Origin of the sequence: Bradyrhizobium sp. SBR1B (assembly GCF_014198205.1) — a bacterium.
Classification (GTDB): Bacteria; Pseudomonadota; Alphaproteobacteria; order Rhizobiales; family Xanthobacteraceae; genus Bradyrhizobium.
In genome coordinates this window covers 111,471-134,229 of the sequence record NZ_JACIHC010000001.1, presented here as the reverse complement: position 1 = coordinate 134,229, position 22,759 = coordinate 111,471, and the positions used below count along the sequence as shown (strand labels likewise).

Here is a 22,759-nt window from a genome sequence, read left to right as displayed (position 1 = left end):
GCCGCGCAGGCTGAATCTGCGCGGCCATCTTTGCGATGCAAAGAGATCAGAACGGGCGGCAGCGGCCGGCGTACCAGCGGAAGCCATAGGGGCACACACGCGCGCGCGGCACGACGACGACTGGCGGAGCGACCACCACCGGGGCGGGGCGCACGACGACCGCGCCGCGCATCGGGCGGCAACCGCCGTAGGCGCCACGATACCAACCCGGGCCGCAACCCTGCGCGGCGCTGGCGGCCTCGCTGAAACCGACAACCGCGCTGGCGAGCATGGCGGCGGCGAACAGGTATTTCATGTGATCTTCCTTCTCGTCCTTGGGGCAAGTCTTTGGGGGCAAGTCTTTGGAGGCAGGTCTTTGGAGCAAGTCTTTGGGAGCTTGGCGCTTGCGGCGCACAATGAATCAAAAGACACGATTCGACATGTTAATTTTGCAACATGCCGGCACGGCGCGATCCAAACCTGCCAATCATGACCTGAATGCGGCATGAACGTTCCCGGCATGCGGCTTGGCGCGGCAGACATAGGCGTCGGCGTCCGGCCCGGCAGCAATCCTCCATGACGCCGGGGCCGGGGGCATTTGAGGCGCGCGTTGCCGGTGTGGCGGCGCGTGATCAGTCCTTCCCGTCGCCGAACAGCGCGGCAAACTGCTTCTCGCCGGTGCGGGTGAAGTTGACGACACGACTGCCGGGCGTGGCATCGCGAGCCGCCCATTTCAGCTCGGCGAAGCGCTGCATCATGGCGGCCCCGAGCGTGCCGGCGAGATGATGGCGCCGTTCGCTCCAGTCGAGGCAGGCTTTGCACACCGGGCGACGTGGATGGGTGAGCATGCCGGGCGAGATCTGCAGATGCCTGGCGAGAAAGCGTTCGCCCTCGGCCGTCAGCTCGATGTCCTGCTTCTTCTGCTTGACCAGATGCCGCTCGCGCAGGGAATCGAGCATCTGCACGCCGAGATCGCCGGCGAGGTGGTCGTAGCAGATCCGCGCGCGCCGCAAGGCGGGATCCTTCGGCCCGGTGCGCACGCGCATGTGGCCGGTGCGCGCGGCAAGGCCTGCAAGGCCCTCTAGCACGCTGGCGACGTCGTCGTCGGTGAGGCGATAGTAGCGGTGGCGGCCCTGCTTCTCCGGCTCGACCAGCCCGCCGGCCTCGAGCTTGGCCAGATGCGAGCTCGCAGTCTGCGGCGTGATGCCGGCCTCCTGCGCCAGCTCGCTCGCCGTGAGCGCGCGGCCGTTCATCAGCGCGGTGAGCATGTTGGCGCGCGCGGGATCGCCGACCAGCGAAGCGACCAGGGCGATGTCGGGTCCTGATTTCATGCTTCGATGGTAGCCGAAGCATTGTGGTCGGGCAAGGGCGTAGGTTCTCACTACGTCGTCATTGCGAGAAGGCGTAGGGTGGGCAAAGCGTAAGCGTGCCCACGTTCTGTTGCTATTACGGAGAAATGGTGGGCACGGCGCTGACGCGCCTTTGCCCACCCTACGAGACCGCGCTCGCAGTGACGGAAGAAACAGGAGCCATCATGTCCGTCACCGTCTTCATCCGCTACCAGATCGACCCGTTCAAGCGCGCGCAGTTCGAGGAATATTCGAAGCGCTGGCTCACCATCATCCCGAAATGCGGCGGTGACCTGATCGGCTATTTCATGCCGCATGAGGGCACCAACAACATCGCCTTCGGGCTGATCAGCTTCGAGAGTCTGGCCGCATACGAGGCCTATCGCGCGCGGTTGCGGCAGGATGCGGAGGGCATGGCGAATTTCCATTTCGCCGAGGAACACAAATTCATCCTCGCTGAAGAGCGCACCTTCCTGCGCAAGGTGGTATTGTAGGCCCGATAGCAGCAGGAGATGCCCATGATCGCCGTGATCTTCGAGGTCTGGCCGAAGCCGGAACACCGCCAGGACTATTTTGACCTCGCAGCCGATCTGAGGCCGATCCTGCAAACCATCGACGGCTTCATCTCGGTCGAGCGCTTCGAGAGCCTGACCGAGAAGGGCAAGATCCTTTCGGTGTCGTTCTGGCGCGACGAGGCGGCGGTGCAGGCCTGGCGCAACACGATGGAGCACCGCCGCACCCAGGCGAAGGGCCGGGCGCAGATCTTTGCCGATTATCACCTGCGCATCGCCAGCGTCGTCAGGGACTACGGCATGAATGATCGCGAGCAGGCGCCCAAGGACAGCCGGGCGGTGCACGACGCGCACTAGCGCTGCCGGGTGCGCACTGGCGCTGCCGTGTCGGCACGCCTATGTCTGCGCGGCCAACAAGGGAGAAGAAACATGCACGTCACGACCGCGGACAAGCGCGCGACCTTCAAGAAGATGCACGAAAGCGGCTGCTTCATCCTGCCCAATCCGGTCGATAACGGCAGCGCCAAGGCATTGCAGCATCTCGGTTTCAAGGCGATTGCGTCGTCGAGCGCGGGCTTTGCCTGGACCATCGGCAAGGCCGACAACCACGTCAGCGTCGAGGATGTCTGTCAGCACCTGGCAGCATTGAGCTCGGCCGTCGACATCCCCGTCAACGCCGATTTCGAGGGCGGCTTCGCGGTCGAGCCTGAGAGGGTCGCGGACAATGTCGAGCGCTGCGTGCGCACCGGCGTTGCCGGCCTGTCGATCGAGGATTCCACCGGCGACAAGGACAGGCCGCTCTACGATCGCGCACTCGCGGTCGAGCGCATCAAGGCCTCGCGCAAGGCGATCGGCGACAGCGGCACGCTGCTGGTCGGCCGCTGCGAAGCCTATTTGTGGGGCGTGACCGACTTGAAGCTCGTTATCGACCGGCTCACCGCTTACGCCGATGCCGGCGCCGACTGCCTCTATGCGCCGGGCCTGAAGACCCGCGAGGACATCTCTGCTGTAGTGAAGGCTGTCGCACCAAAGCCGTTCAATCTCTTGATCGGCGCATCCGGCCTGTCGTTGCAGCAGGCCGAAGATCTCGGCGTGCGCCGGATCAGCGTCGGCGGCTCGCTCGCCCGCGCCGCCTGGGGCGGCTTCATGCGTGCGGCAAAGGAGATGGCGGAGAAGGGTACGTTCACCGAGCTCGGCAGCGGTTATTCCGGCGGCGAGCTGAACAAGATGTTCAGCTAAAGGCGACGATCAGCCCAGGAAACGAAAAGCGGCGGGACTTTTTGAGTCCCGCCGCTTACACGCGCTATTGCTAAGTGTTACTTCGCGCCGTCAGACGGCTTCTGCGTATCCGGGGCCGGCTTGCTCGGCGCCGCACCCGTGGTCACGCCCGGCTCGGCGTTGTTGCGCGGTGGCGTCACGTCGCGCATGCCGGGAGGCGCGGCCGGATTGGTGGGCTGCGTCTGTGCCGTCTGCGAGGCCGGTGCGTTGCTGGCCTGGTTGCTAGTGGTGGTATTGTTCAGGCCGTAGAACACGGCACCCAGCACCAGCGCAATCGCAACGGCGAACAACGCAACCTTGCCGCTGGAAGCGGGGCCTTCGCCAAGCTCGGGGTCGGCCTGAAGGTCGGCATCCCGGCGCGCCGCGCGAAGATACTCATCGTCGGCGAGGTTCGGGCGGTACGGATCGTTGGGAAAACGGTCGTCAGCCATCGATTCAATCTCCTGGTTGATTGCGCCGTGACAACCCGGGGATGCGAGCTTCTGTTCCGCCCGTTTTATGCTTTCGTCGGATGTTGCCCTCCCGGCGGGAATCGGGAACCTGTCTGGCTGGGAACTGGACGCGGGTTCCATGGCCGCGACGAAGGGAACAAGCCGATGTGGAGCCTGCCGCCGACGGATAGCGTGCTGCATCTTCTGGGACTCGTCGCCATCACGGCAGAGGGCATGACGGCGGCACTCGCCGCCGGCCGGCGCAGCATGGACTATGTCGGCGTTTGTCTTCTGGCCTGCGTGACCGCTCTCGGCGGCGGCACGCTGCGTGACCTGTTTCTCGGTCACTACCCGCTGGTGTGGGTGGCGAGCCCAATCTACCTCGCGCTGCCGGGTGGCGCGGCGCTGCTCACGATCCTGATCGCGCGGCTGGTGCATCGGCTGCACCTCGCGTTCATCGTGCTCGATGCCATCGGCCTCGTCGTCTTCACCATGATCGGCTGCAACGTCGGCTGGCAGATGGATGCCTCGCTGCCGATCGTGATCGTGTCGGGCATGGTGACGGGCTGCGCCGGCGGCGTGTTGCGCGACGTGCTCTGCAACGACGTGCCGCTGCTGTTCCGATCCGAACTCTACGCCAGCGTTTCGGTCGTGACGGGACTGTTCTACGCCACCGCCTTCGGCCTCAACCTCAATGCCGAGCTCTGGACCATCCTGACCTTCGTGCTCGGTCTCAGCTTCCGCCTGCTCGCGGTTCGCTACAAATGGGAGATGCCGAAATTCGTGTTCACCGGGGATGAGGAGAGGTGAGCGCCGCGCGCGCGAATGGCGAATAGCGGATAGATCTGGCTATTCGCTACTCCCCATTCGCCCCTGCTTCCTTGCCTTCGCGACCTGCGCCGGCGTCACCAGTGGGGCCGCATTGCCCCAGGCGTTGCGGATGTAGTTCGTCACCGCAGCGATCTCCTCATTGGACAGCTTGGCATAGGGCGGCATCTCGCCGGTGTTGGGCGCGCGCGGGGTAGTCACGGTGTGGGCGCCGTCGAGGATGATGCGCAAGGTGGAGGATGGATTGATCGATTGCAGCAGCGCATTGCCGGGCAGCGGCGGATAGATCCGCGGCGCACCCGAGCCGTCGGCTTCATGGCATGCGATGCAGAGCTTGGCGTAGACCGCCTGGCCCGCCTTCATCTCGGCATCATCAGGCGGCGTCACGATGGTCTCGCGCCGCGACGGCGGCAGGCTCTTCAGGTACACCGCGATCGCGCGCACATCGGCATCGCTCATCTTCGCCGTTGAGTTGACGACCACCTCCGCCATCAGCCCGCCGGCATGGCTCCTGGCATTGCGCCCGCTCTGCAGATATTCGGCGATGTCCGCCTCGCTCCACGACTTCAGGCCTGTGCGGGAGGCGCCGTCGAGCCTTGGCGCGTACCAGCCGCCGACCTCGTTGCCCGAGAGCGCCTGCGCCTGTTTGTCCGCGCCAAAATAGTTCTTCGGCGTGTGGCAGGCCCCGCAATGACCGAGCCCGGTGACGAGATAGCCACCTCTGTTCCACGCCGCGCTCTGGCTCTGGTCCGGCTCGTACAGGCCGGGCTTGAAATACATCGCGTTCCAGACCCGCATCAGGCCGCGATAGCCGAACGGCCAGCGCAGCTCCGGCGGCTTGTTGCGGTTGACGACGGGCGCAAGCGTGCCGAGATAGGCGCGGATCGCCAGCGTGTCGTCCTTCGTCATCTTCGTGAAGTAGGGATAAGGGAACGCCGGATAGTAGTTCGAGCCGTCGGGCGCGACGCCGGTGCGCAATGCGCGGGTGAAATCGGCATCTTTCCAGGCGCCGATCCCGGTGTCGCGGTCCGGGGTCAGGTTCGGCGCATAGATCGCGCCGAACGGCGTGTCGATGCGCTTGCCGCCCGCGAACGGTTTTGCCGGATCGGCGGTGTGGCAGCCTGCGCAGTCGCCGGCCTCGACCAGCGTCTTGCCGTAGGCGATCAGCTCCGGCGACGGCTCGGCGGCGCCGGCTGCGCTTGCAACCGCACTGCACAACGCCAAGCCGACAACAGCCGCGCCAGCCAGAATCGTCCGCATCGAAAGTCTCTCCTGCGACCAATCGCCCGCATCTGGCACGACAGGGGCATCAGTTCATTTCGCCACAGTGGGGGTATGGTGACACAAATTGAAAATGCCCAACGTGTTTCAGGCCACGAAATTGCGATTTTTACCCAGGGCTCCATTTGGTCCAGATTTGTGATGCGGATCGTGAAATATCCGACATAGAGTGGCGAGATTGGTCGGCGCGCCCTAGCTAAAAACAACGGGAAGGCAACGGCTTAAGTCGGAAAGACCTGAAACAGGGCGATAAAGAGGACAACATGGGAATCAACCAGGGTCCGATCAGTCTCGATCAAAAATACACCCAGGAAACCGGACACGTCTTCACCACGGGCATCCAGGCCCTGGTCCGCCTGCCCATGGCCCAGATCCGGCGTGACCGCGCCAGCGGCCTCAACACCGCGGGCTTCATCTCCGGCTATCGCGGCTCGCCGCTCGGCGGCTACGACCAGCAGCTCTTTGCCGCCCGCAAGCATCTCGAACAATACAACATCAAGTTCCAGCCCGGCGTGAACGAGGATCTGGCGGCCACCGCCGTCTGGGGCTCGCAGCAGCTTAACCTCTCGCCCGGCGCGAAATATGACGGGGTGGTCGGCATCTGGTACGGCAAGGGCCCCGGCGTCGATCGCTGCGGCGACGTGTTCCGCCACGGCAATGCCGCAGGCTCGGCCAAGAACGGCGGCGTGCTCTGTCTCGCCGGTGACGACCACGGCGCAAAATCCTCGACGGTCCCGCATCAGTCCGACCATGCCTTCATGTCGGCCTTGATGCCGTATCTCTATCCCTCGAGCATCCACGAGATGATCGAGATGGGCCTGCTCGGCATCGCGATGTCGCGCTATTCCGGCTGCTGGGTCGGCATGAAGGTGATCACGGAGACGGTGGAGACCACCGCCGAGATCGACCTCACCGACGAGATGAAGCCGTTCATCATCCCGACCGATTTCGAGATGCCGCAAGGCGGACTCAACCTGCGCTGGCCCGACGATCGCTTCGAGCAGGATCGGCGCTTGCAGGACTACAAGGGCTTTGCCGCGATCGCCTTTGCGCGCGCCAACAAGGTCAACCGCGTCACCATGGATTCGCCGAACGCCCGCTTCGGCATCATGGCGTCAGGCAAAAGCTATGAGGACGTCCGTCAGGCGCTGCGCGAGCTCGGCGTCACCGAAGAGGTCGCCGCCAAGATCGGCCTTCGCCTCTACAAGATCGGCATGCCCTGGCCGCTGGAGCCGGAAGGCGTGCATGAATTCGCCGTCGGCCTGGAGGAGATCTTCATCGTCGAGGAGCGCCGCGAGATCGTCGAGAACCAGGTCAAGCAGGTGTTGTTCAACTGGCGCGACGACGTGCGCCCGCGCATCGTCGGCAAGATGGACGAGCACGACAAGCGCTTTTTGACCTTCGCCGCCGAGCTCAGCGTCGCCTCGCTTGCGACCTCGCTTACCGAGCGTCTGCTTCGACTTAATCTCAATCCTGAGATTGCTTCGATGCTCCGCGCCAAGGCCGACTGGTTCAACGGCCGTCAGGCCACCCAGATGCAAGCGGTCGCCCCTGTCTCCCGCACTCCGTATTTCTGCTCCGGCTGTCCCCACAACACCTCGACGAAGGTCCCCGAAGGCAGCCGCGCGCTCGCCGGCATCGGCTGCCATTTCATGGCGCTGTGGATGGACCGCTCGACCGAGACCTTTACGCATATGGGCGGCGAGGGCGTGCCGTGGGTCGGCATCGCACCCTTCACCAACGAGAACCACATTTTCGCCAATCTCGGCGACGGCACCTATTTCCACTCGGGCCTTCTCGCCATCCGCCAGGCGGTGGCATCCAAGACCAACATCACCTATAAGATCCTCTACAACGACGCGGTGGCCATGACCGGCGGCCAGCGCCATGACGGCGATCTCTCGCCGCAGCAGATCACCCATCAGCTCCACGCCGAAGGCATCCGCGAGATCTATCTTGTCTCGGAGGCGCCCGACGCCTATCCGGCCAGCACCATCGCGCCGGGCGTGAAGCTCTATCATCGCGACGAGCTGCAAAACGTCATGAAGATGTGCCGGGAACACAAGGGCACATCGGCTATCGTGTTCGTGCAGACGTGCGCCGCCGAAAAGCGCCGCCGCCGCAAGCGCGGCCTGATGGAAGATCCGGCGCGCCGCGTCATGATCAACCCCGCGGTCTGCGAAGGCTGCGGCGATTGCTCGGTGCAGTCGAATTGTATCTCGGTCGAGCCGCTGGAGACCGAGTTCGGTCGCAAGCGCGCCATCAACCAGTCGTCCTGCAACAAGGATTATTCCTGCCTCAAGGGCTTTTGCCCGTCCTTCGTCACCGTGGACGGCGGCAAGCCGCGCCACCGTGCGCCGGCTGAGCTTGCCGATATCGGCGCGCTGCCCGAGCCGGCCTCGCGCCCGACGCTCGACAAGCCCTATAACATCGCGGTCGGCGGCGTCGGCGGCACCGGCGTTCTCACCATCGGCGCGCTGCTCGGCATGGCCGCCCATATCGAGGGCAAGGCCTCGATGATCCTCGACATGTCCGGCCTTGCACAGAAGGGCGGGGCGGTGCTCAGCCATGTCCGCCTGTCGGATCACCCCGCGGAAGTGACCTGCTCGCGCATCGTCACCGGCACGGCCGATCTCGTGCTCGCCGCCGATGAGGTGGTCGCGGTCGCCAAGGACACGATCTCGCTCTGCGACTCCACCCGGACGCGCGGCATCATCAACAGCCACGTCATCCCCACCGCCGATTTCGTCCTCAACCGCGACTTCAACTTCCAGACCCGCAAGCTGAACGGGCTCTTGGAGACCGCGCTGCACAAGGACTCGGTGTTCTTCGATTTCACCAAGCCGGCCGAGCAGCTGCTCGGCGACAGCATCGCCACCAACATGATGATGATGGGCTACGCCTATCAGAAGGGCTTGTTCCCGCTGTCGGCGGAGTCGATCGAACAGGCGATCGAGGTCAACGGCGTCTCGATCAAGATGAACAAGGAAGCCTTCCGCCTCGGCCGGCTCGCGGTCGCCGATCCCGCACGTCTTGCCAACATGCTGAAGGGTACGGACCAGGTGGCTGCGCCCAAGACGCTGGACGCCATGAGCCTCGACGAGGTCATCGAGCACCGCGCCAAGCACCTCGCTGCCTATCAGAACAGCCGTCTCGCCAAGCGCTACCGCAAGCTGATCGACCAGGTGCGCGATGCCGCAGTGAAGGGCGGTTATGGCGATGCGCTGCCGCGCGCGGTTGCGGTGAACTACGCCAAGCTCTTGGCCTACAAGGACGAATACGAAGTCGCGCGCCTCTACACCGACGGGGCCTTCGCCCAGCAGCTCCGCGATCAATTCGAGGGCGACTTCAAATTCAGCTTCAACCTGGCGCCGCCGATCCTCGGCGGTGGCCTCGACGCGCTGGGACGCCCGAAGAAGCGCGCCTTCGGCCCCTGGATGCTGAACGTCTTCGGCGTGCTGGCGAAACTCAAATTCCTGCGCGGCACGCCGCTCGATATCTTCGGCCGCAGCGCCGACCGCAAGCTCGAACGCGACCTGATCGCCGGCTACGAGAAGGACGTCGCCACCGTGCTCGGCCTGTTGTCGCCGGTGACGATCGACACCGCGGTGGAACTGCTGTCGCTGCCCGACCGCATCCGCGGCTACGGCCCGGTGAAGGAGAAAGCGGTCGCGGACGCCAAGGCCCGCTACGCCCAACTCGCCGCGGACTTGGCCAACCCGCCGCCCGCGCCAAGGCAGATCGCGGCGGAGTAGGGCGGTCTCGTAGGGCGGATTAGCGAAGCGTAAATCCGCCACACCTATTGCCGTGGCGATCAATACGGCGGATTACGCCATCGGCTAATCCGCCCTACGCCAGCGGACGACAATTCATCCGTTTGACAAGAGTTGTGGCGCCGCGATATCAGCAACTTGCGATAGTGAGGCGCGCCGGGCGATGCGGCCCTGCGCTATGCGGGCGATGATCGATGTCATTGCGCACTGTGTTGATCCTGTTTCTGGCCGTCGGTGTTTTGGCGGCGTTGGGGATGTTCTGGAATCAGCATGCCATCGAACGTGTCATGCGCGATGGCTATGGCACCACCGGAAAGATCATTTCGGCCAAAGTCGTCTCGCCGCGGTTTCCGTTCGTGTTTGACGGCGGCTGGCCGCGCTATGTCGACGAAAATCTGTCGATCGGATTGCAGTGGACCGGCAGGGATGGCGTCCAGCGCGAGCGCACGGGCATTGCGGTCAGTGCTGCCTATGCGGCGCGGATCATGGTTGGCAACCAGCTCAAGCTCCTGACGATTCCCATTCAGGCTGTTGACGACGATGCATCGCTTCCGGTCATTGTCGAAGATCTCGACGACCATCTGAACCATATCCGGTCCACGTCCAGGTTCATGGCGGCGGGAGCAGGCGTTTGCGCCGTGCTCCTGATGCTCGTGATCGGATGGCAGACATGGTCGGCGCGTCGAGGCGGACCGGGGAGTGCGACGATCGCCGCCGGAGCAAGGCGTCCCTTTCCTTACATCCTCGGGACCCTGACTGCTGTGATGCTTCCATTCGGCGGCTACATGCTGGTGAACTCCTACATTGAGCAAAGCACGTTGAATGAGATCCTCGCCCATGGCGATGACGCCACCGCCGATGTGACCCGCGCCTACGGTGAGGTGAACAAGGCCGGTGAGGCCCCGAGCTATCTCGTGACGCTGGCGTGGACCGACAAGAGCGGACGACAGCAGGCCTACGGACCGACCCATATCAGCCCGGCGTTCTGGCGGCAGATCACGCGCAACGGCGTCCAGACCGTCAGACAGATCAGGATCCGCTATCTCTCGGGCAGACCTGATGCGCGGCCCCTGATCGTCGACGACGCGGCCGAGCGCCAACACCAGGACAGTTTTGGCGTGAAGGGAGGCGCTGTTTTTCTCGTCCTCGGCCTGATGTTCGCCGGGCTGACCGCGTTCCGTTATCGCGCGCGCCCGAGCACCGCCTCGTAGCGAAGAGTCTGTCTTTCACCCCTCGTATCGGACGAGCGAGCAACGTTCACAGCTCTTGATGCGCCTCCCGATCGGCTCGATAAGCACGAGCAGAACTTCGTCGAGAAAGTTCGCAATCACGGCTGGTTTGGCACGCATGTCTTCTCCGATGGCGAAGGACCGGGCTTCGCCTACACGACCGGATTCTGGCTGAAGTTCAGGTTTCCGGAGATGATCGTGTTTTCAATGGGACAGCAGACCGCCCAGGATACGTTCTGGACGATCTACCACGAACTCGACGCAGGACGGCGACCGCTGGTCGGCGAGCCCACGGATGCGCTGTTTGAGAATGTCGCCGCCGTGCTCCTTCCGGTGTCGTTGCAGCTCTACCGCTCGCATCTCGGATGGAGCAGATGGTTCTACGGCAATGATGAGTTCGAATGCCTGCAAGTCGCGTACCCCGATCGCGACGGGCATTTTCCCAGGGCTGCGGAGGCAACCGCTGAGGCCCGTGCCGCACAGCCCCACCTGACGGAAGGCAACTGGTTGGGACGGCGCAAGGTCCCGTAGGGTGGGCAAAGGCGCGAAGCGCCGTGCCCACGACCTCGCCATGATTGCGCAAAAGACGTGGGCACGCTTCCGCCTTCGCTCTCCGAGCTACGGCGGACAAGTCGCTTTGCCCACCCTACGACACCACCCCTTGTGTTACCGCCGGGCGAAACATCCAAGAGACGAGTCAATCCCCGCGCGCAAAAACATTCCACTTTACCGAAATTCGGAATTGTCGTATCGGTCCGCCACCTCATCCCTCAAGAGGGGCGTATCGCGATCGTCACGAAACGCGGGGTGAGCGGCGGTGGACGCGGGCTGCGTGGCGCGGGCGATTGTCTCGTGCACGACGGGCGCGGTCTCGCGTACGGCAAAATCGTGTGGTCCTGACGCCCGCAGGCTGGCGTCAAGTCTTGCGAGTAATTTCAAGGCGACGGGGGCAATAGTGCATCGCTCCCCGGGGAGAGCACGACATAAGCCGTAAAGCCACTGCGCAGGGAAGGCCGGATGTTTGGCCGCACCTGTATGCCGCTGTGCATCTGTTCTTCGCGCAATCGCGCACAGCGGACCGTGGGTGCCCAGCCGGCACCCGGTCTTCCCTGCGCCCTCTGTTCAAGGAGGGAGCGAGACGGAAGCAAAGCTCGGGCGAGATGGGCCGCGAGGATGCGGGGGTGTGTCTGCGATGTGAGAGCGAGCCGGTCATCTAGACCGTCACCCTGAGGCGCTCGCCTCTTCGGCGAGCCTCGAAGGGCGACGGCCCGGCTGTCGCTCAGCGGGCGTCGAGATAGCTTGGCCGTGCATCCTTCGAGGCTCCTGATGGGGCACGCTGCGCCCCATCACTCGCACCTCAGGATGACGGGATTGGGAGTTGCGCCGACCCGCTGCCCTCTCGCGGGGCGGAATATTTCCGCGCTTGCCAATCTGCCCAGTGCGGTTCAGAAAAACGGGGCAATTAAGAAACGCCAGCGGAGACCTGAAGTTTGACCATCAAGGGCAAGGCCTACATTGCCGGGATCTACGAACACCCGACCCGGCATGCGCCGGACAAATCCACCGCCCAGCTCCACGCCGAGGTCGCCAAGGGCGCGATCGAGGATGCCGGGATCAGCAAGGACGATGTCGACGGCTATTTCTGCGCGGGCGATGCGCCCGGCGGCGCCTGGCCGATGGTCGACTATCTCGGCCTGAACACCAAGAAGCTCCGCCACGTTGACTCCACCGAGACCGGCGGCTGTTCCTACATCATCCATCTCGGCCATGCCGCCGAGGCGATCGCGGCGGGCAAGTGCTCGATTGCGCTGATCACGCTCGCCGGCAAGCCCCGCACCGGTGTGATGCCGCCGCGTGCGGCCGGTGCCGAGGTCGATTTCGAATCCGCTTACGGGGCGACCACGCACAATGCCTATGGCATGTGTGCCATGCGCCATATGCACGACTATGGCACAACTTCAGAGCAGCTCGCCTGGATCAAGGTCGCGGCCTCGCATCACGCGCAATACAATCCGCATGCGATGCTCAAGGACGTCGTCACCGTCGAGGATGTCCTGAACTCGCCGATGATCTCCGATCCGCTGCATCGTATGGATTGCTGCGTCGTCTCCGACGGCGGCGGCGCGCTGATCGTGACGACGCCGGAGATCGCCAGGAGCCTGAAGAAGCCACTGGTCAAGCTGATCGGCCATGGCGAGGCGATGAAGGGCCCGCGCGGCGGCAAGGATCTCGATCTCACTTACTCCGCCGGCATCTGGTCCGGCCCGCGTGCGTTCGCGGAAGCCGGCATCACGCCGAAGGACATCAAATACGCCTCGATCTATGACAGCTTCACCATCACGGTGCTGATGCAGCTCGAGGATCTCGGCTTCTGCAAGAAAGGCGAGGGCGGCAAGTTCGTCGCCGACGGCAATCTGATCTCGGGCGTCGGCAAGCTGCCATTCAACACCGACGGCGGCGGCCTCTGCAGCAACCATCCGGTCAACCGCGGCGGCATGACCAAGATCATCGAGGCCGTGCGGCAGCTGCGCGGCGAGGCGCATCCGAAGGTGCAGGTCAAGAATTGCGATCTCGCCATCGCTCACGGCACCGGCGGCCTTTTGGGAGTTCGCCACGCCGCCTCGACGGCCATTCTGGAGCGCGTGTGATGAGCGAGACGAAGAAATATCCGGCACCGGTCACGAACCCCGAGACCGCCGCGTTCTGGGATGCGGCGAAGCAGGGCAAGTTCATGATCAAGCGCTGCACGGCGTGCGGCGAAGCGCACTATTTCCCGCGCTCGATCTGCCCGTTCTGCTACTCCGACAAGACGGTGTGGGAGGAAGCCTCGGGCGAGGGGACGATCTACACCTGGAGCCTGATGCGGAAGTCGCCGACCGGCCCCTACGCCATCGGCTACGTCACGCTGAAGGAGGGGCCGTCGGTGCAGACCAATTTCGTCGACTGCGATCTGGAGAAGCTCAAGATCGGCCAGAAGGTGAAAGTGGTGTTTAAGCCGACGGATGGCGCGCCACTGCCGTTCTTCACGCCTGCCTGACACGAAGCAAGATGTAACCCTCTCCCCTTGTGGGCGAGGGTGGCAGCCGAAGGCTGCCGGGTGAGGGGTCTCTCTCCGCACGAGAAGTGTCAATGCGGAGCCAACCCCTCACCCAAGTGACTTTGTTGCAAGAGCGGTGCTGCCCTCTCCCACAAGGGGAGAGGGCACATTCACGGGCATCGCCGCCTGCGGATAAGAAACTCGGGAGGAAGACAAACAACATGTCCGCCAGATACGAAGAGCTCAAAGGACTGAAAAACCTCGGCCAGAAATACGCCTACACCGATCGCGAGGTGATGCTCTACGCCTACGGCATCGGGCTCGGCGCCGATCCGATGGACGAGAATGAGCTCGCCTTCGTCAACGAGGGCACGCTGACGCCGCGGCCGCTCAAGGTGGTGCCGACATTCGCGTCCGTCGCGGCGTGGGGCGCGGGTCCCGGCGAGATGAACCTCAACCGCGTCATGGTGGTCGATGGCGAGCGCGACATCACCTTCCACCAGCCGCTGCCGGTCGCCGCGCACATCACGGCCGACTCTTCCGTCGTCGAAGTCTACGACAAGGGCAAGGACAAGGGCGTCGTCATCGCGCACCAGACCGTGCTGAAGAACGAGAAGGGCGAGAAGCTCGCGACCCTCGTCGCCTCGCGCTTCGCCCGCGGCGACGGCGGCTTTGGCGGGCCGAGCCTGACCCAGCCCGATCCGCACAAGATCCCGTCACGCGCACCCGACAAGACCATCGACATCACCACGCGCCCCGACCAGGCGCTGGTCTATCGCCTCTGCGGCGACCGCAACCCGCTGCATAGCGATCCCGAGTTCGCCAAGAAGGCCGGCTTTCCGCGTCCGATCCTGCACGGCATGTGCACCTACGGCATCACCTGCCGCGGCGTGCTGCAGACCTACGCCGACTACGACGCGAGCGCCTTCCGCCAGCACGTCGCGCGGTTCTCCTCGCCGGTCTATCCCGGCGAGACCGTGACCATGGACCTCTGGAAGGACGGCAACGTGATCTCGTTCGAAGCCAAGGTGAAGTCGCGCGGTGTCACCGTGATCAAGAACGGCAAGACGGTACTGGGTTAGGCGGACACTGGTGCTTCACTCCATCGCCCCGCTTGCGGGGAGAGGGTGGGGTGAGGGGGAGTTTCCCCGGGGACAGTGACAGTTGAGCTCGCGGAGGCTCCCCCTCACCCTGAAATCAAGCTGCGCTCGATTTCAGGCCTCTCCCCGCACGCGGGAAGAGGCGAAGAAAAACAAAACAGGGAGAAGCCACCATGGGACTACTCGACGGCAAGGTCGCGCTGATCACCGGCGCGGGCGGCGGGCTCGGTGAGGCCTACGCGAAGCTGTTTGCGCGGGAAGGGGCCTCGGTCGTCGTCAATGACCTCGGCGGTCCCCGTGACGGCTCCGGCGCCGACAAGTCGATGGCGCAACTCGTGGTGGACGCGATCAAGGCCGAAGGCGGCAAGGCGATCGCCAACGGCGCCGACATCTCCACCATGGAGGGCGGCCAGTCGGTGTTCGACGACGCCATCAAGCATTTCGGTCGCGCCGACATCCTGGTCAACAATGCCGGAATCCTGCGCGACCAGACCTTTCACAAGGCTTCCGAAGCCGACTGGGACAAGGTCATCAAGGTGCATCTGAAGGGTACCTTTTGTTGCACCATGCCGGTGTTTCGCTGGATGCGGGAAAATGGCGGCGGCGTCATCGTCAACACCGCCTCGACCTCGGGCCTGATCGGCAATTTCGGCCAGACCAATTACGGCGCGGCCAAGGGCGGCATCTGGGGCCTGTCCAACGTGCTGGCGATCGAGGGCCGCAAGTACAACATCCGGATCTGGACGCTGGCCCCGGGCGCCCTGACCCGCATGACCGCAGACCTGCCCCGCTATAAGGAGAACCCCTCCGCGGCGCTGGGGCCGGACGGCATCGCGCCGGCCGTGCTATACATGGTCAGCGACTTGTCGGGCGACCAGACCGGCAAGGTGCTGGGTGTGTCCGGGCCCCGCGGCGTGCGCGAGATGCGGATGATGGAAATGGAAGGCTGGAAACCGCCGCACACGGGCTGGAAGGCCCAGGACATCGCCGATCACGCCAAGGAGATCTTCTTCTCCGAGGAGCAGATCAAGATGGGTGCGCGGCGGTTTTAGGCTGTTGTTGTCGTTCCGGGGCGATGCAAAGCATCGCACCCGGAACCTCGAGATTCTCAGGTGCGCAATTGCGCACCAGAGTTCGGCTCTGCGAGCCGCCCCGGAATGACGAACAGAGACGAGGACTAAATGAAACTGACCGCCGACGCCAAGGGCACTTTCGCAATCGCGCCGACGCCGTTCCACGACGACGGCCGGATCGACGAGCGCTCGATCGACCGCCTGACCGATTTCTACGAGGAGGTTGGCTGCGACGGCGTCACGGTGCTGGGCATCCTCGGCGAGGCGCCGAAGCTGGACGCGGCCGAGGCGGAGCAGGTGGCGGTGCGCTTCGTCAAGCGCGCCAAGAAGATGCAGGTGATCGTCGGCGTCTCCGCGCCGGGCTTTGCCACCATGCGCTCGCTGGCGAAGGCCTCGATGGACGCGGGTGCGGCCGGCGTCATGATCGCCCCGCCGCCGTCGCTTCGGACCGACGACCAGATCGTCGGCTATTTCAAGCAGGCGGCGGAAGCGATCGGGCCGGATGTTCCCTGGGTGCTCCAGGACTATCCGCTGACGCTCTCGGTGGTGTTCACCCCCGCCGTGATCCGCAAGATCGTCATGGACAATTCGAACTGCGTGATGCTCAAGCACGAGGATTGGCCGGGCCTGGAGAAGATCACGACGCTTCGCGGCTTCCAGAAGGACGGCTCGCTCCGTCCGCTCTCGATTCTGTGCGGCAATGGCGGCACGTTCCTGGACTTCGAGATGGAGCGCGGCGCCGACGGCGCCATGACCGGCTACGCCTTCCCGGAGCTTCTGATCGACGTCGTCAACCTCTCCAAGGCCGGCAAGCGCGATGCCGCGCATGACCTGTTCGACGCCCATCTGCCGCTGATCCGCTACGAGCAGCAGCCCGGCGTCGGCCTGACCATCCGCAAACACGTGCTGCAGAAGCGCGGCGTCATCGCCTCCAGCGCCCAGCGCAAGCCCGGCGCGTCCATCACGGCGACGGCGAAGGCCGAGGTCGAGTACCTGCTGTCGCGAGTCGCCCGTGTCGACAAGCGCGCCAATCTCGGCCCGCAATCCAGCGCCGCAGGTTAGTTGGATGACCGAGACATCAGCATCACGCCCGGCGTCGACGATCCTCCTGCTCCGTGATGGCGCCAAGGCCGATAGCAAGGGCCGTGGCGAAATCGAAGTCTTCATGATGGTCCGCCATCATCAGATCGAGTTCAACTCGGGCGCGCTGGTGTTTCCCGGCGGCAGCGTCGATGCCGGCGACAACGAGATCGTTGCGCGCTCCGACCTGTATTCGGGCGGTGAAGGCCTCAGCGAGGCGGATCGCGGTTTTCGCATCGCTGCGATCCGCGAGACCTTTGAGGAGAGCGGCATCCTGCTGGCGCGGTCGAAGGGGACGGGCGCGCCTGTCGATGCCAGGCGTGCCGGCGAGATCGCCGACAAGCACCGCGTCGCGCTCAACGAGCACAAGGTCAGCTTCCTGAGCATCCTGGTCGACAACGACCTTCAGCTCGCGCTCGACACGCTGGTGCCTTACGCGCACTGGATCACGCCGGAGGGCATGCCCAAGCGCTTCGATACCTGGTTCTTCCTTGCGGCGGCGCCACCCGATCAGCTCGGCGCCCATGACGGAAGGGAGTCGACCGATTCGATCTGGGTCTCGCCGCGCGAGGCGGTGGAGGGCGGCGAGAGCGGCCGCTTCAAGCTGCCGTTCCCGACCACGCGCAATCTGATTCGCCTTGCGAAACAGGGCAGCGTGAAAGACGCGCTCGACCATGCCCGCGGCATGTCGATCATCACGGTGATGCCTGTCATGACCAAGACCGAAACCGGCCGCCAGCTGCGCATTCCCCGCGAGGCTGGCTATGACGGCGAGGTGTTCGAGGTCGGGGCGGTGGGCTAATACACTTCGACACGTAACGAACTATCTGCGATCGCAGACGCGCTAGGTTCCGTCCTGACAACGGGACGGACCGCGCGAAATGGACAGCCGGCAGGATACCAACATCGCCGTCGAGCTGGCGCTCCTGGTCGCGCTCGCAACGCTGTGGGGCGGCTCCTACACCTTCATCAAGCTCGGCGTCGCCACCATTCCCCCGATTACCTTGATCGCGGCGCGGACCACGATCGCAGGCCTCCTGTTGCTCGCCGTGATGTGGGCGCGCGGCATCAGGATGCCCACGGACGCAGCGACCTGGCAGCGCTTCGCCTTCCAGGCCGTGCTCAACAGCGTCATCCCCTGGACGCTGATCGCCTGGGGCGAGCGCCATGTCGATGCCGCGCTCGCCACCATCCTCAACTCGGCCGGCCCGGTCTTCACCTTCCTGCTCACGGCGGTCGTCACCCGCCACGAGGCGACGAGCCCGCGAAAGCTGTTCGGCGTCATCGCCGGCATGGCCGGCATCCTGCTGATCGTCGGCGTCGATGCCTTCCACGACATCGGCAGCGGTCTCCTCGCGGAGGCGGCTATCGTCGCCGCCACCATCTGCTACGCCTGCGCCGCGATCTTCGGCCGCAGCTTCAAAGGCCTCGACCCAATGGCGCCCGCAGCCGGCTCGCTGCTGGCCGGGGCGGCGGTCCTGATCCCGGCCTCGCTCGTGGTCGAGCAGCCCTGGACGCTGTCGCCGTCGCCCAGCTCGGTTGTGGCGCTCCTCGCGCTCGCATTGTTCTCGACGGCGGCGGCGTTTGCGATCTATTTCCGCCTGATCCAGACCCTGGGCTCGGTCGGCACCACCGCGCAGGCCTATCTGCGGGTGCCCATTGGCGTCGCCATCAGCGTCGCCTTGCTCGGCGAGAGCCTGAGCCGGACCGCCTGGATCGGGCTTGCCTGCGTCGTCCTCGGCGTCGCCGCCATGACGATCCCGGCCCGGCGGCAGGCAAGCGTCAAACCGTCATAGATCGGGCAAGGGGGCTCCGAGGCCAATATTAAGGATAAACGGCGGCCCGAGGCATGTTTCCCCGGGGCCGCAATACGTCGTATATTGGGCCTCCAAATATCCCGGTCCCTCAAAGCCCAATGTCCGCCGAATTGACGCCGACCCCTGAGAAAAAGCGAACATTCTCGCTCTCCATCGGCCAGCTCACTTTCGGCAGCTTCCTGTTGGTGCTGGCGGTGATCATCGTCACGTCGACCGCGAGCGTGATCGCGATCCGGCACATCGATACGACCTTCGCCGAGCTGCAGCGGCTCCAGAGCGTCGGCGACCTCGCCGAGGACATCGATCGCCGCATGAATGAGCTGCGGCTCGCCGCGCGCGACTTCGTCACCGATCCCGGCGCCGGCATCCAGTTCAAGCAGGTCGGCGAGGCGGCCTCGACCCTCAGCGACATCCTGAAGAAGACCCGCATCGAGCTCGCCCCCGAGCAGCAGGACATGATCGACGGGGTGACCGAGCGGCTCGCGACCTATCGGACCGGCCTCGAGCGGATCTCGACCCTGATCGACCGCCGCGCCCAGCTGCTCGCCGGCCTGCCGCCGCTGCGCGAACAGTTCGATGTGGCCGTCTCCGGCACCGCCGACCGTGAGCTGGCCTCGCGCCTGTCGGAGGCGCAGAGCCGGATCGCGCTCGGGCTTCTCGCGCGCAACCCGTCAGCGGCGGAGCAGGCCGCGCAGAACATGCGGGGACTGAACATTGCCGATGCCAAGCTGAAATCGGCGGTCAACGATTACGCCGAGGCCATCATGGCCGTGGCCGTCCGCGAGCGGCAGATCGCCGACATCGACCGCGAGGTGTTGGGAACCGAGGGCCGGCTGATCGGTCGTGTCACCGAATTGCTGCGCGAGGTCAGTGATCGGCGCGGCCACGTGCTGTCGCGTGACTTTGCCCGGACGCTGACGGAAGCGCGATGGCAGAGCATCGTGCTCGGCACCATCGGCGTGCTGATCGGCATCGGCGCTGCCTTGTTCGTCGTGCGTAGGACGGTGCGTCCGCTCGCCCAGATCGCCCGCTCGATCCGCGCGCTTGCGGCGGGCCGGAAGGACACCTCGATCCCGTCCGCCGACCTCGACAACGAGATCGGCGACATCGCCCGCGCAGCCGAAGTGTTCCGCCGCGCGCTGGAGGAGGCCGACACGGCGCGGGAGGCGGCGGTGCGCGCTCTCACCGAGCAGCGGCTCGCCGAAGAGAGCTACCGGAAACTGTTCGAGGGATCGGTCGACGGCATCTACGTCACGACGCCCTCCGGCGATCTGCTCAACGCCAATCCGGCACTGGCGCGGATGATGGGCTATGACAGCCCGCAGCACCTCATCGACAGCATCAACGACATCGCCCACACCATCTACGTCCATCCCGAGGCACGCGTCGAATACCAGCGGCTGATGGCGCGCGACGGCATGGTGCGCGAGTTCGAGTACCAGGTGCGCCAGCGCAGCGGCAACATCCTGTGGCTCTCCGACAGCGCCACCGGTGTGCGCGATGAAGCGGGCAACATCGTCCGCTACGAGGGCACGCTGCGCGACATCACCGACCAGAAGCGGGCGGAAGACGCCATCGCCGAAGGCCGGCGCCTGCTCCAGCAGGTCATCGACACCGTGCCCGCGGTGATCAACGTCAAGGATCGCGACCTGCGCTATGTGCTGATGAACCGCTACATGGCCGGCATCTTCGGCATCGAACCCGGCGACGCGCTCGGCCGCACCACGGCCGACCTGATGTCGCGCTATGGCGCGGCCAAGTCCGACGAGAGCGACAAGCGGGTGCTCAAGCTTCGAAAAGGCCTCGGCTTCTACGAGGAGGAATACAAGGACGCCTCCGGCAACATGCGGCAATGGCTGGTCAACAAGCTGCCGCTGCTCGATGCCGAGGGCGAGATCGAGCGGATCGTCACCGTCGCGCTCGACATCGGCGAGCGCAAGCGTGGCGAGCAGGAGATGCGCAAAGCCAAGGAGTCCGCCGAGACCGCGCTGCGCAACCTGCGCGAGACCCAGGCCTCGCTGATCGAGGCCGAGAAGCTCGCCGCGCTCGGGCGCCTCGTCGCCGGCGTCGCCCACGAGGTCAACAATCCCGTCGGCATCAGCCTCACGGTCGCCTCCGCGCTGGAGCGCAAGACCGCGATGTTCACCGCCGAGGTCGAGCGGGGCGAGCTGCGCCGCTCCACGCTCAACGACTTCCTCAGCACCAGCCGCGACGCATCTTCGCAGCTCGTCTCCAATCTCAACCGCGCAGCCGAGCTGATCCAGTCGTTCAAGCAGGTCGCCGCCGACCGCAACTATTCGGACCAGCGCAGCTTCGATCTCGGCGACCTCACCGAGCAGGTGGTGATGAGTCTGAGGCCGGGCCTGCGCAAGCACAATCTGACGCTCAACGTCGAGTGCCAGCCGGATCTGACCATGAACAGCTATCCGGGCCCATACGGCCAGGTGCTGACCAATCTGTTTCTCAATTCGGTGGCGCACGCCTTCCCGGACGGCCGGCCCGGGACGATCGACATCCAGGTGCGCGAGTCCGGCAAGGACAATGTCGAGATCATCTTCTCCGACAATGGCTGCGGCATGTCGCTCGACGTCCGTCGCCGCGCCTTCGATCCGTTCTTCACGACGCGGCGCGACCAGGGCGGCACCGGTCTTGGACTGCACATTGTCTACAGCATCGTCACCAACCGGCTCGGCGGGCGGCTCGATCTCGATTCCGAACCTGGCAGCGGCACCCGCATCCAGATCATCCTGCCGCGCACGGCGCCGCTGGAGCAGGCTGCCGAGTAGCTTCTATTGTTTGAGCATGATCTTTTCGGAAAACCGCAGCACACTTTTCCGGATCATGCTCCTAATCAGCTTCAGCAAGCTTGTGCAGCGTTGCGCCGAAAATCAGGCTGGCCTTGCCGACCAGCGCCGTGCCCGTCATTTCCGCGCGCGTGTCCGTGTAGGTCCCGCTGACGCCGATACCCACGGGAGCAGGACCGCCGAACAGCGGATTGTCGTCGCCGCGCGGCGAGGTGTGTCGTTGCACCAGCACCTCACCTTTGAAGGTGGTGTCGTCCTTCACCACGTAGCTGCCGGTGTAATAGAGGTAGGCGTCGCCGCCAAGGATCTTGCCGTCGCGAAAAAGGATCACGCCGCTGCCCTTGCCGGCTCGACCATCGAGCAGGGTCACGTGAATCGAGTAGAGACCGTTTTTCATAACGTCCCGCAGGCCGGCCGCCATCGCCCAATGGCGTAACCGGTCCCGCTTTTATGCCAAAGCGCATCCTCTCGCGCAACGCGGCAGTTTGCCGGCCGACCACGGGAAGTTGCCGCCGCGAGCCGTAGTTGTCCCGGCTTGTGCGTGACGCCGTCATGACGGTCTGATGATGAGGCGAGGCCGGCCGCCTGCGAATCAGGGTTGGCCCGCGAAATGCATAACCATTGTTGCACTGGCCGCGGGGTGCTGGAGCAAGACGATGAGCAACTGGATCGATTCCGGCGGCGATGAGCCGCGTCTGTACAGTGCGCGTCCCACCAATTGCAAAAGCGAACGACGGCGTTCCAGCAGCGCAACACGCTGGCGAAGCGTGACGCGGCTGGCAGGCGCCCTGGTCCTGGTTGCACTCGCAGCCCCCTTCGGGCACGCGCGCGACCGCGGCCAGTTCGTCAACACCAATGCCGATCTGAAGGCCTGGTTCGATGGCCTGCGCAGCGGCAAGGGGCCGTGCTGCTCCGATGCCGACGGTTCGGCGCTCGCGGACACCGACTGGGACAGCAAGGACGGGCACTATCGTGTCCGCCTCCCGCGCTATGGCTCCGGGCTCGAAGGGCAGCCGCAGGAACTCGTCTGGGTCGACGTTCCCGAGGAAGCCCTGATCTCCGAGCCCAACCGGGTAGGGCGCACCATGGTATGGCCGATCTACGGCTACATGGGCGTCAGCATTCGCTGCTTCATGCCCGGCAGCATGACGTAACCGCGCCGGCGGCGTGTCGCGTCTGGTGATGCGC

20 protein-coding genes and 1 pseudogene are annotated in these 22,759 nt (G+C 64.8%); 16 read left to right on the top strand and 5 right to left on the bottom strand.

All coding sequences use genetic code 11. From position 1 onward, the window contains the following. Positions 1-46: 46 nt before the first annotated feature. Together GGD61_RS00715 and GGD61_RS00710 are read right to left on the bottom strand one after the other, a co-directional pair. Positions 47-295, bottom strand: a complete 249-nt coding sequence (locus GGD61_RS00715; protein ID WP_026202719.1) for a GCG_CRPN prefix-to-repeats domain-containing protein — start codon at positions 293-295, stop codon at positions 47-49. Between the two features lie 316 nt (positions 296-611). Then, complete coding sequence (locus GGD61_RS00710; protein WP_177237286.1) at positions 612-1,310, bottom strand: helix-turn-helix transcriptional regulator; 699 nt, start codon at positions 1,308-1,310, stop codon at positions 612-614. 203 nt (positions 1,311-1,513) lie between these two features. On the opposite strand from GGD61_RS00710, the gene GGD61_RS00705 reads away from it, so the two are divergent. The 3 genes from GGD61_RS00705 to GGD61_RS00695 all read left to right on the top strand — a co-directional run bounded on the left by GGD61_RS00705 (position 1,514) and on the right by GGD61_RS00695 (position 3,079). Next, entirely contained in the window at positions 1,514-1,822 is a 309-nt protein-coding gene (locus tag GGD61_RS00705; RefSeq protein WP_018322300.1) for an NIPSNAP family protein, read from the top strand. A 24-nt stretch (positions 1,823-1,846) separates the two neighbouring features. Next, entirely contained in the window at positions 1,847-2,197 is a 351-nt protein-coding gene (locus tag GGD61_RS00700; protein ID WP_092260178.1) for an antibiotic biosynthesis monooxygenase, read from the top strand. A 72-nt stretch (positions 2,198-2,269) separates the two neighbouring features. Continuing rightward, positions 2,270-3,079 carry an oxaloacetate decarboxylase gene (locus tag GGD61_RS00695; RefSeq protein WP_092260176.1) on the top strand — a complete coding sequence of 270 codons (810 nt, stop codon included), beginning with the start codon at positions 2,270-2,272 and terminating at the stop codon, positions 3,077-3,079. A gap of 77 nt (positions 3,080-3,156) precedes the next feature. Here GGD61_RS00695 and GGD61_RS00690 read toward each other — a convergent pair whose 3' ends face one another. Beyond that, a complete protein-coding gene (locus GGD61_RS00690) occupies positions 3,157-3,549 on the bottom strand; it encodes a hypothetical protein (protein WP_018322303.1) in 393 nt (130 codons plus the stop codon). 165 nt (positions 3,550-3,714) lie between these two features. Here GGD61_RS00690 and GGD61_RS00685 point away from each other — a divergent pair, with 165 nt between their 5' ends. Further along, entirely contained in the window at positions 3,715-4,359 is a 645-nt protein-coding gene (locus GGD61_RS00685; RefSeq protein WP_018322304.1) for a trimeric intracellular cation channel family protein, read from the top strand. 39 nt (positions 4,360-4,398) lie between these two features. Here the strand turns inward: GGD61_RS00685 and GGD61_RS00680 are convergent, their stop codons facing one another. Beyond that, entirely contained in the window at positions 4,399-5,637 is a 1,239-nt protein-coding gene (locus GGD61_RS00680) for a cytochrome c (RefSeq protein WP_092260173.1), read from the bottom strand. 284 nt (positions 5,638-5,921) lie between these two features. Here GGD61_RS00680 and GGD61_RS00675 point away from each other — a divergent pair, with 284 nt between their 5' ends. The 11 genes and pseudogenes from GGD61_RS00675 to GGD61_RS00625 all read left to right on the top strand — a co-directional run bounded on the left by GGD61_RS00675 (position 5,922) and on the right by GGD61_RS00625 (position 21,553). Continuing rightward, positions 5,922-9,413 carry an indolepyruvate ferredoxin oxidoreductase family protein gene (locus tag GGD61_RS00675; protein ID WP_092260171.1) on the top strand — a complete coding sequence of 1,164 codons (3,492 nt, stop codon included), beginning with the start codon at positions 5,922-5,924 and terminating at the stop codon, positions 9,411-9,413. A gap of 227 nt (positions 9,414-9,640) precedes the next feature. Next, a complete protein-coding gene (locus tag GGD61_RS00670) occupies positions 9,641-10,642 on the top strand; it encodes a hypothetical protein (RefSeq protein WP_244550740.1) in 1,002 nt (333 codons plus the stop codon). Between the two features lie 120 nt (positions 10,643-10,762). Then, positions 10,763-11,191: pseudogene (locus tag GGD61_RS00665) on the top strand (DUF4262 domain-containing protein); the annotation flags it as partial. A 959-nt stretch (positions 11,192-12,150) separates the two neighbouring features. Further along, complete coding sequence (locus tag GGD61_RS00660) at positions 12,151-13,308, top strand: thiolase domain-containing protein (protein WP_092260167.1); 1,158 nt, start codon at positions 12,151-12,153, stop codon at positions 13,306-13,308. Then, complete coding sequence (locus GGD61_RS00655; RefSeq protein ID WP_018322310.1) at positions 13,308-13,697, top strand: Zn-ribbon domain-containing OB-fold protein; 390 nt, start codon at positions 13,308-13,310, stop codon at positions 13,695-13,697. Before GGD61_RS00660 ends, GGD61_RS00655 begins: the two co-directional genes overlap by 1 nt. A gap of 221 nt (positions 13,698-13,918) precedes the next feature. Then, the gene (locus GGD61_RS00650) at positions 13,919-14,779 is read left to right on the top strand and encodes a MaoC family dehydratase (RefSeq protein WP_092260165.1); all 861 of its coding nucleotides are present in this window, start codon (positions 13,919-13,921) and stop codon (positions 14,777-14,779) included. 191 nt (positions 14,780-14,970) lie between these two features. Then, on the top strand, positions 14,971-15,849 hold the full coding sequence (locus tag GGD61_RS00645) for an SDR family oxidoreductase (RefSeq protein WP_092260163.1): 879 nt from the start codon (positions 14,971-14,973) through the stop codon (positions 15,847-15,849). Positions 15,850-15,978: 129 nt separating this feature from the next. Continuing rightward, positions 15,979-16,932: a dihydrodipicolinate synthase family protein gene (locus GGD61_RS00640; protein WP_092260162.1), complete on the top strand. Its 954-nt coding sequence runs from the start codon at positions 15,979-15,981 to the stop codon at positions 16,930-16,932. 4 nt (positions 16,933-16,936) lie between these two features. After that, on the top strand, positions 16,937-17,752 hold the full coding sequence (locus GGD61_RS00635; protein ID WP_092260160.1) for an NUDIX hydrolase: 816 nt from the start codon (positions 16,937-16,939) through the stop codon (positions 17,750-17,752). Positions 17,753-17,831: 79 nt separating this feature from the next. Continuing rightward, the gene (locus tag GGD61_RS00630) at positions 17,832-18,746 is read left to right on the top strand and encodes a DMT family transporter (RefSeq protein WP_183229865.1); all 915 of its coding nucleotides are present in this window, start codon (positions 17,832-17,834) and stop codon (positions 18,744-18,746) included. A 119-nt stretch (positions 18,747-18,865) separates the two neighbouring features. Continuing rightward, positions 18,866-21,553, top strand: coding sequence for a PAS domain S-box protein (locus GGD61_RS00625; protein ID WP_092260156.1), 2,688 nt, complete (start codon positions 18,866-18,868; stop codon positions 21,551-21,553). A gap of 61 nt (positions 21,554-21,614) precedes the next feature. On the opposite strand, the gene GGD61_RS00620 is transcribed toward GGD61_RS00625, so the two are convergent. Further along, complete coding sequence (locus tag GGD61_RS00620) at positions 21,615-21,968, bottom strand: GrlR family regulatory protein (protein WP_026202721.1); 354 nt, start codon at positions 21,966-21,968, stop codon at positions 21,615-21,617. 259 nt (positions 21,969-22,227) lie between these two features. Between GGD61_RS00620 and GGD61_RS00615 the strand changes: the two genes are divergently transcribed. Beyond that, positions 22,228-22,725, top strand: a complete 498-nt coding sequence (locus GGD61_RS00615; RefSeq protein ID WP_092260154.1) for a hypothetical protein — start codon at positions 22,228-22,230, stop codon at positions 22,723-22,725. Positions 22,726-22,759: the final 34 nt, after the last annotated feature.

Bases quoted from the DNA above. Each gene is read 5' to 3' on its own strand.
- GGD61_RS00715 (WP_026202719.1), bottom strand. From the start codon at position 295: ATGAAATACCTGTTCGCCGCCGCCATGCTCGCCAGCGCGGTTGTCGGT.
- GGD61_RS00710 (WP_177237286.1), bottom strand. From the start codon at position 1,310: ATGAAATCAGGACCCGACATCGCCCTGGTCGCTTCGCTGGTCGGCGAT.
- GGD61_RS00705 (WP_018322300.1), top strand. From the start codon at position 1,514: ATGTCCGTCACCGTCTTCATCCGCTACCAGATCGACCCGTTCAAGCGC.
- GGD61_RS00700 (WP_092260178.1), top strand. From the start codon at position 1,847: ATGATCGCCGTGATCTTCGAGGTCTGGCCGAAGCCGGAACACCGCCAG.
- GGD61_RS00695 (WP_092260176.1), top strand. From the start codon at position 2,270: ATGCACGTCACGACCGCGGACAAGCGCGCGACCTTCAAGAAGATGCAC.
- GGD61_RS00690 (WP_018322303.1), bottom strand. From the start codon at position 3,549: ATGGCTGACGACCGTTTTCCCAACGATCCGTACCGCCCGAACCTCGCC.
- GGD61_RS00685 (WP_018322304.1), top strand. From the start codon at position 3,715: ATGTGGAGCCTGCCGCCGACGGATAGCGTGCTGCATCTTCTGGGACTC.
- GGD61_RS00680 (WP_092260173.1), bottom strand. From the start codon at position 5,637: ATGCGGACGATTCTGGCTGGCGCGGCTGTTGTCGGCTTGGCGTTGTGC.
- GGD61_RS00675 (WP_092260171.1), top strand. From the start codon at position 5,922: ATGGGAATCAACCAGGGTCCGATCAGTCTCGATCAAAAATACACCCAG.
- GGD61_RS00655 (WP_018322310.1), top strand. From the start codon at position 13,308: ATGAGCGAGACGAAGAAATATCCGGCACCGGTCACGAACCCCGAGACC.
- GGD61_RS00650 (WP_092260165.1), top strand. From the start codon at position 13,919: ATGTCCGCCAGATACGAAGAGCTCAAAGGACTGAAAAACCTCGGCCAG.
- GGD61_RS00645 (WP_092260163.1), top strand. From the start codon at position 14,971: ATGGGACTACTCGACGGCAAGGTCGCGCTGATCACCGGCGCGGGCGGC.
- GGD61_RS00640 (WP_092260162.1), top strand. From the start codon at position 15,979: ATGAAACTGACCGCCGACGCCAAGGGCACTTTCGCAATCGCGCCGACG.
- GGD61_RS00635 (WP_092260160.1), top strand. From the start codon at position 16,937: ATGACCGAGACATCAGCATCACGCCCGGCGTCGACGATCCTCCTGCTC.
- GGD61_RS00630 (WP_183229865.1), top strand. From the start codon at position 17,832: ATGGACAGCCGGCAGGATACCAACATCGCCGTCGAGCTGGCGCTCCTG.
- GGD61_RS00625 (WP_092260156.1), top strand. From the start codon at position 18,866: ATGTCCGCCGAATTGACGCCGACCCCTGAGAAAAAGCGAACATTCTCG.
- GGD61_RS00620 (WP_026202721.1), bottom strand. From the start codon at position 21,968: ATGAAAAACGGTCTCTACTCGATTCACGTGACCCTGCTCGATGGTCGA.
- GGD61_RS00615 (WP_092260154.1), top strand. From the start codon at position 22,228: ATGAGCAACTGGATCGATTCCGGCGGCGATGAGCCGCGTCTGTACAGT.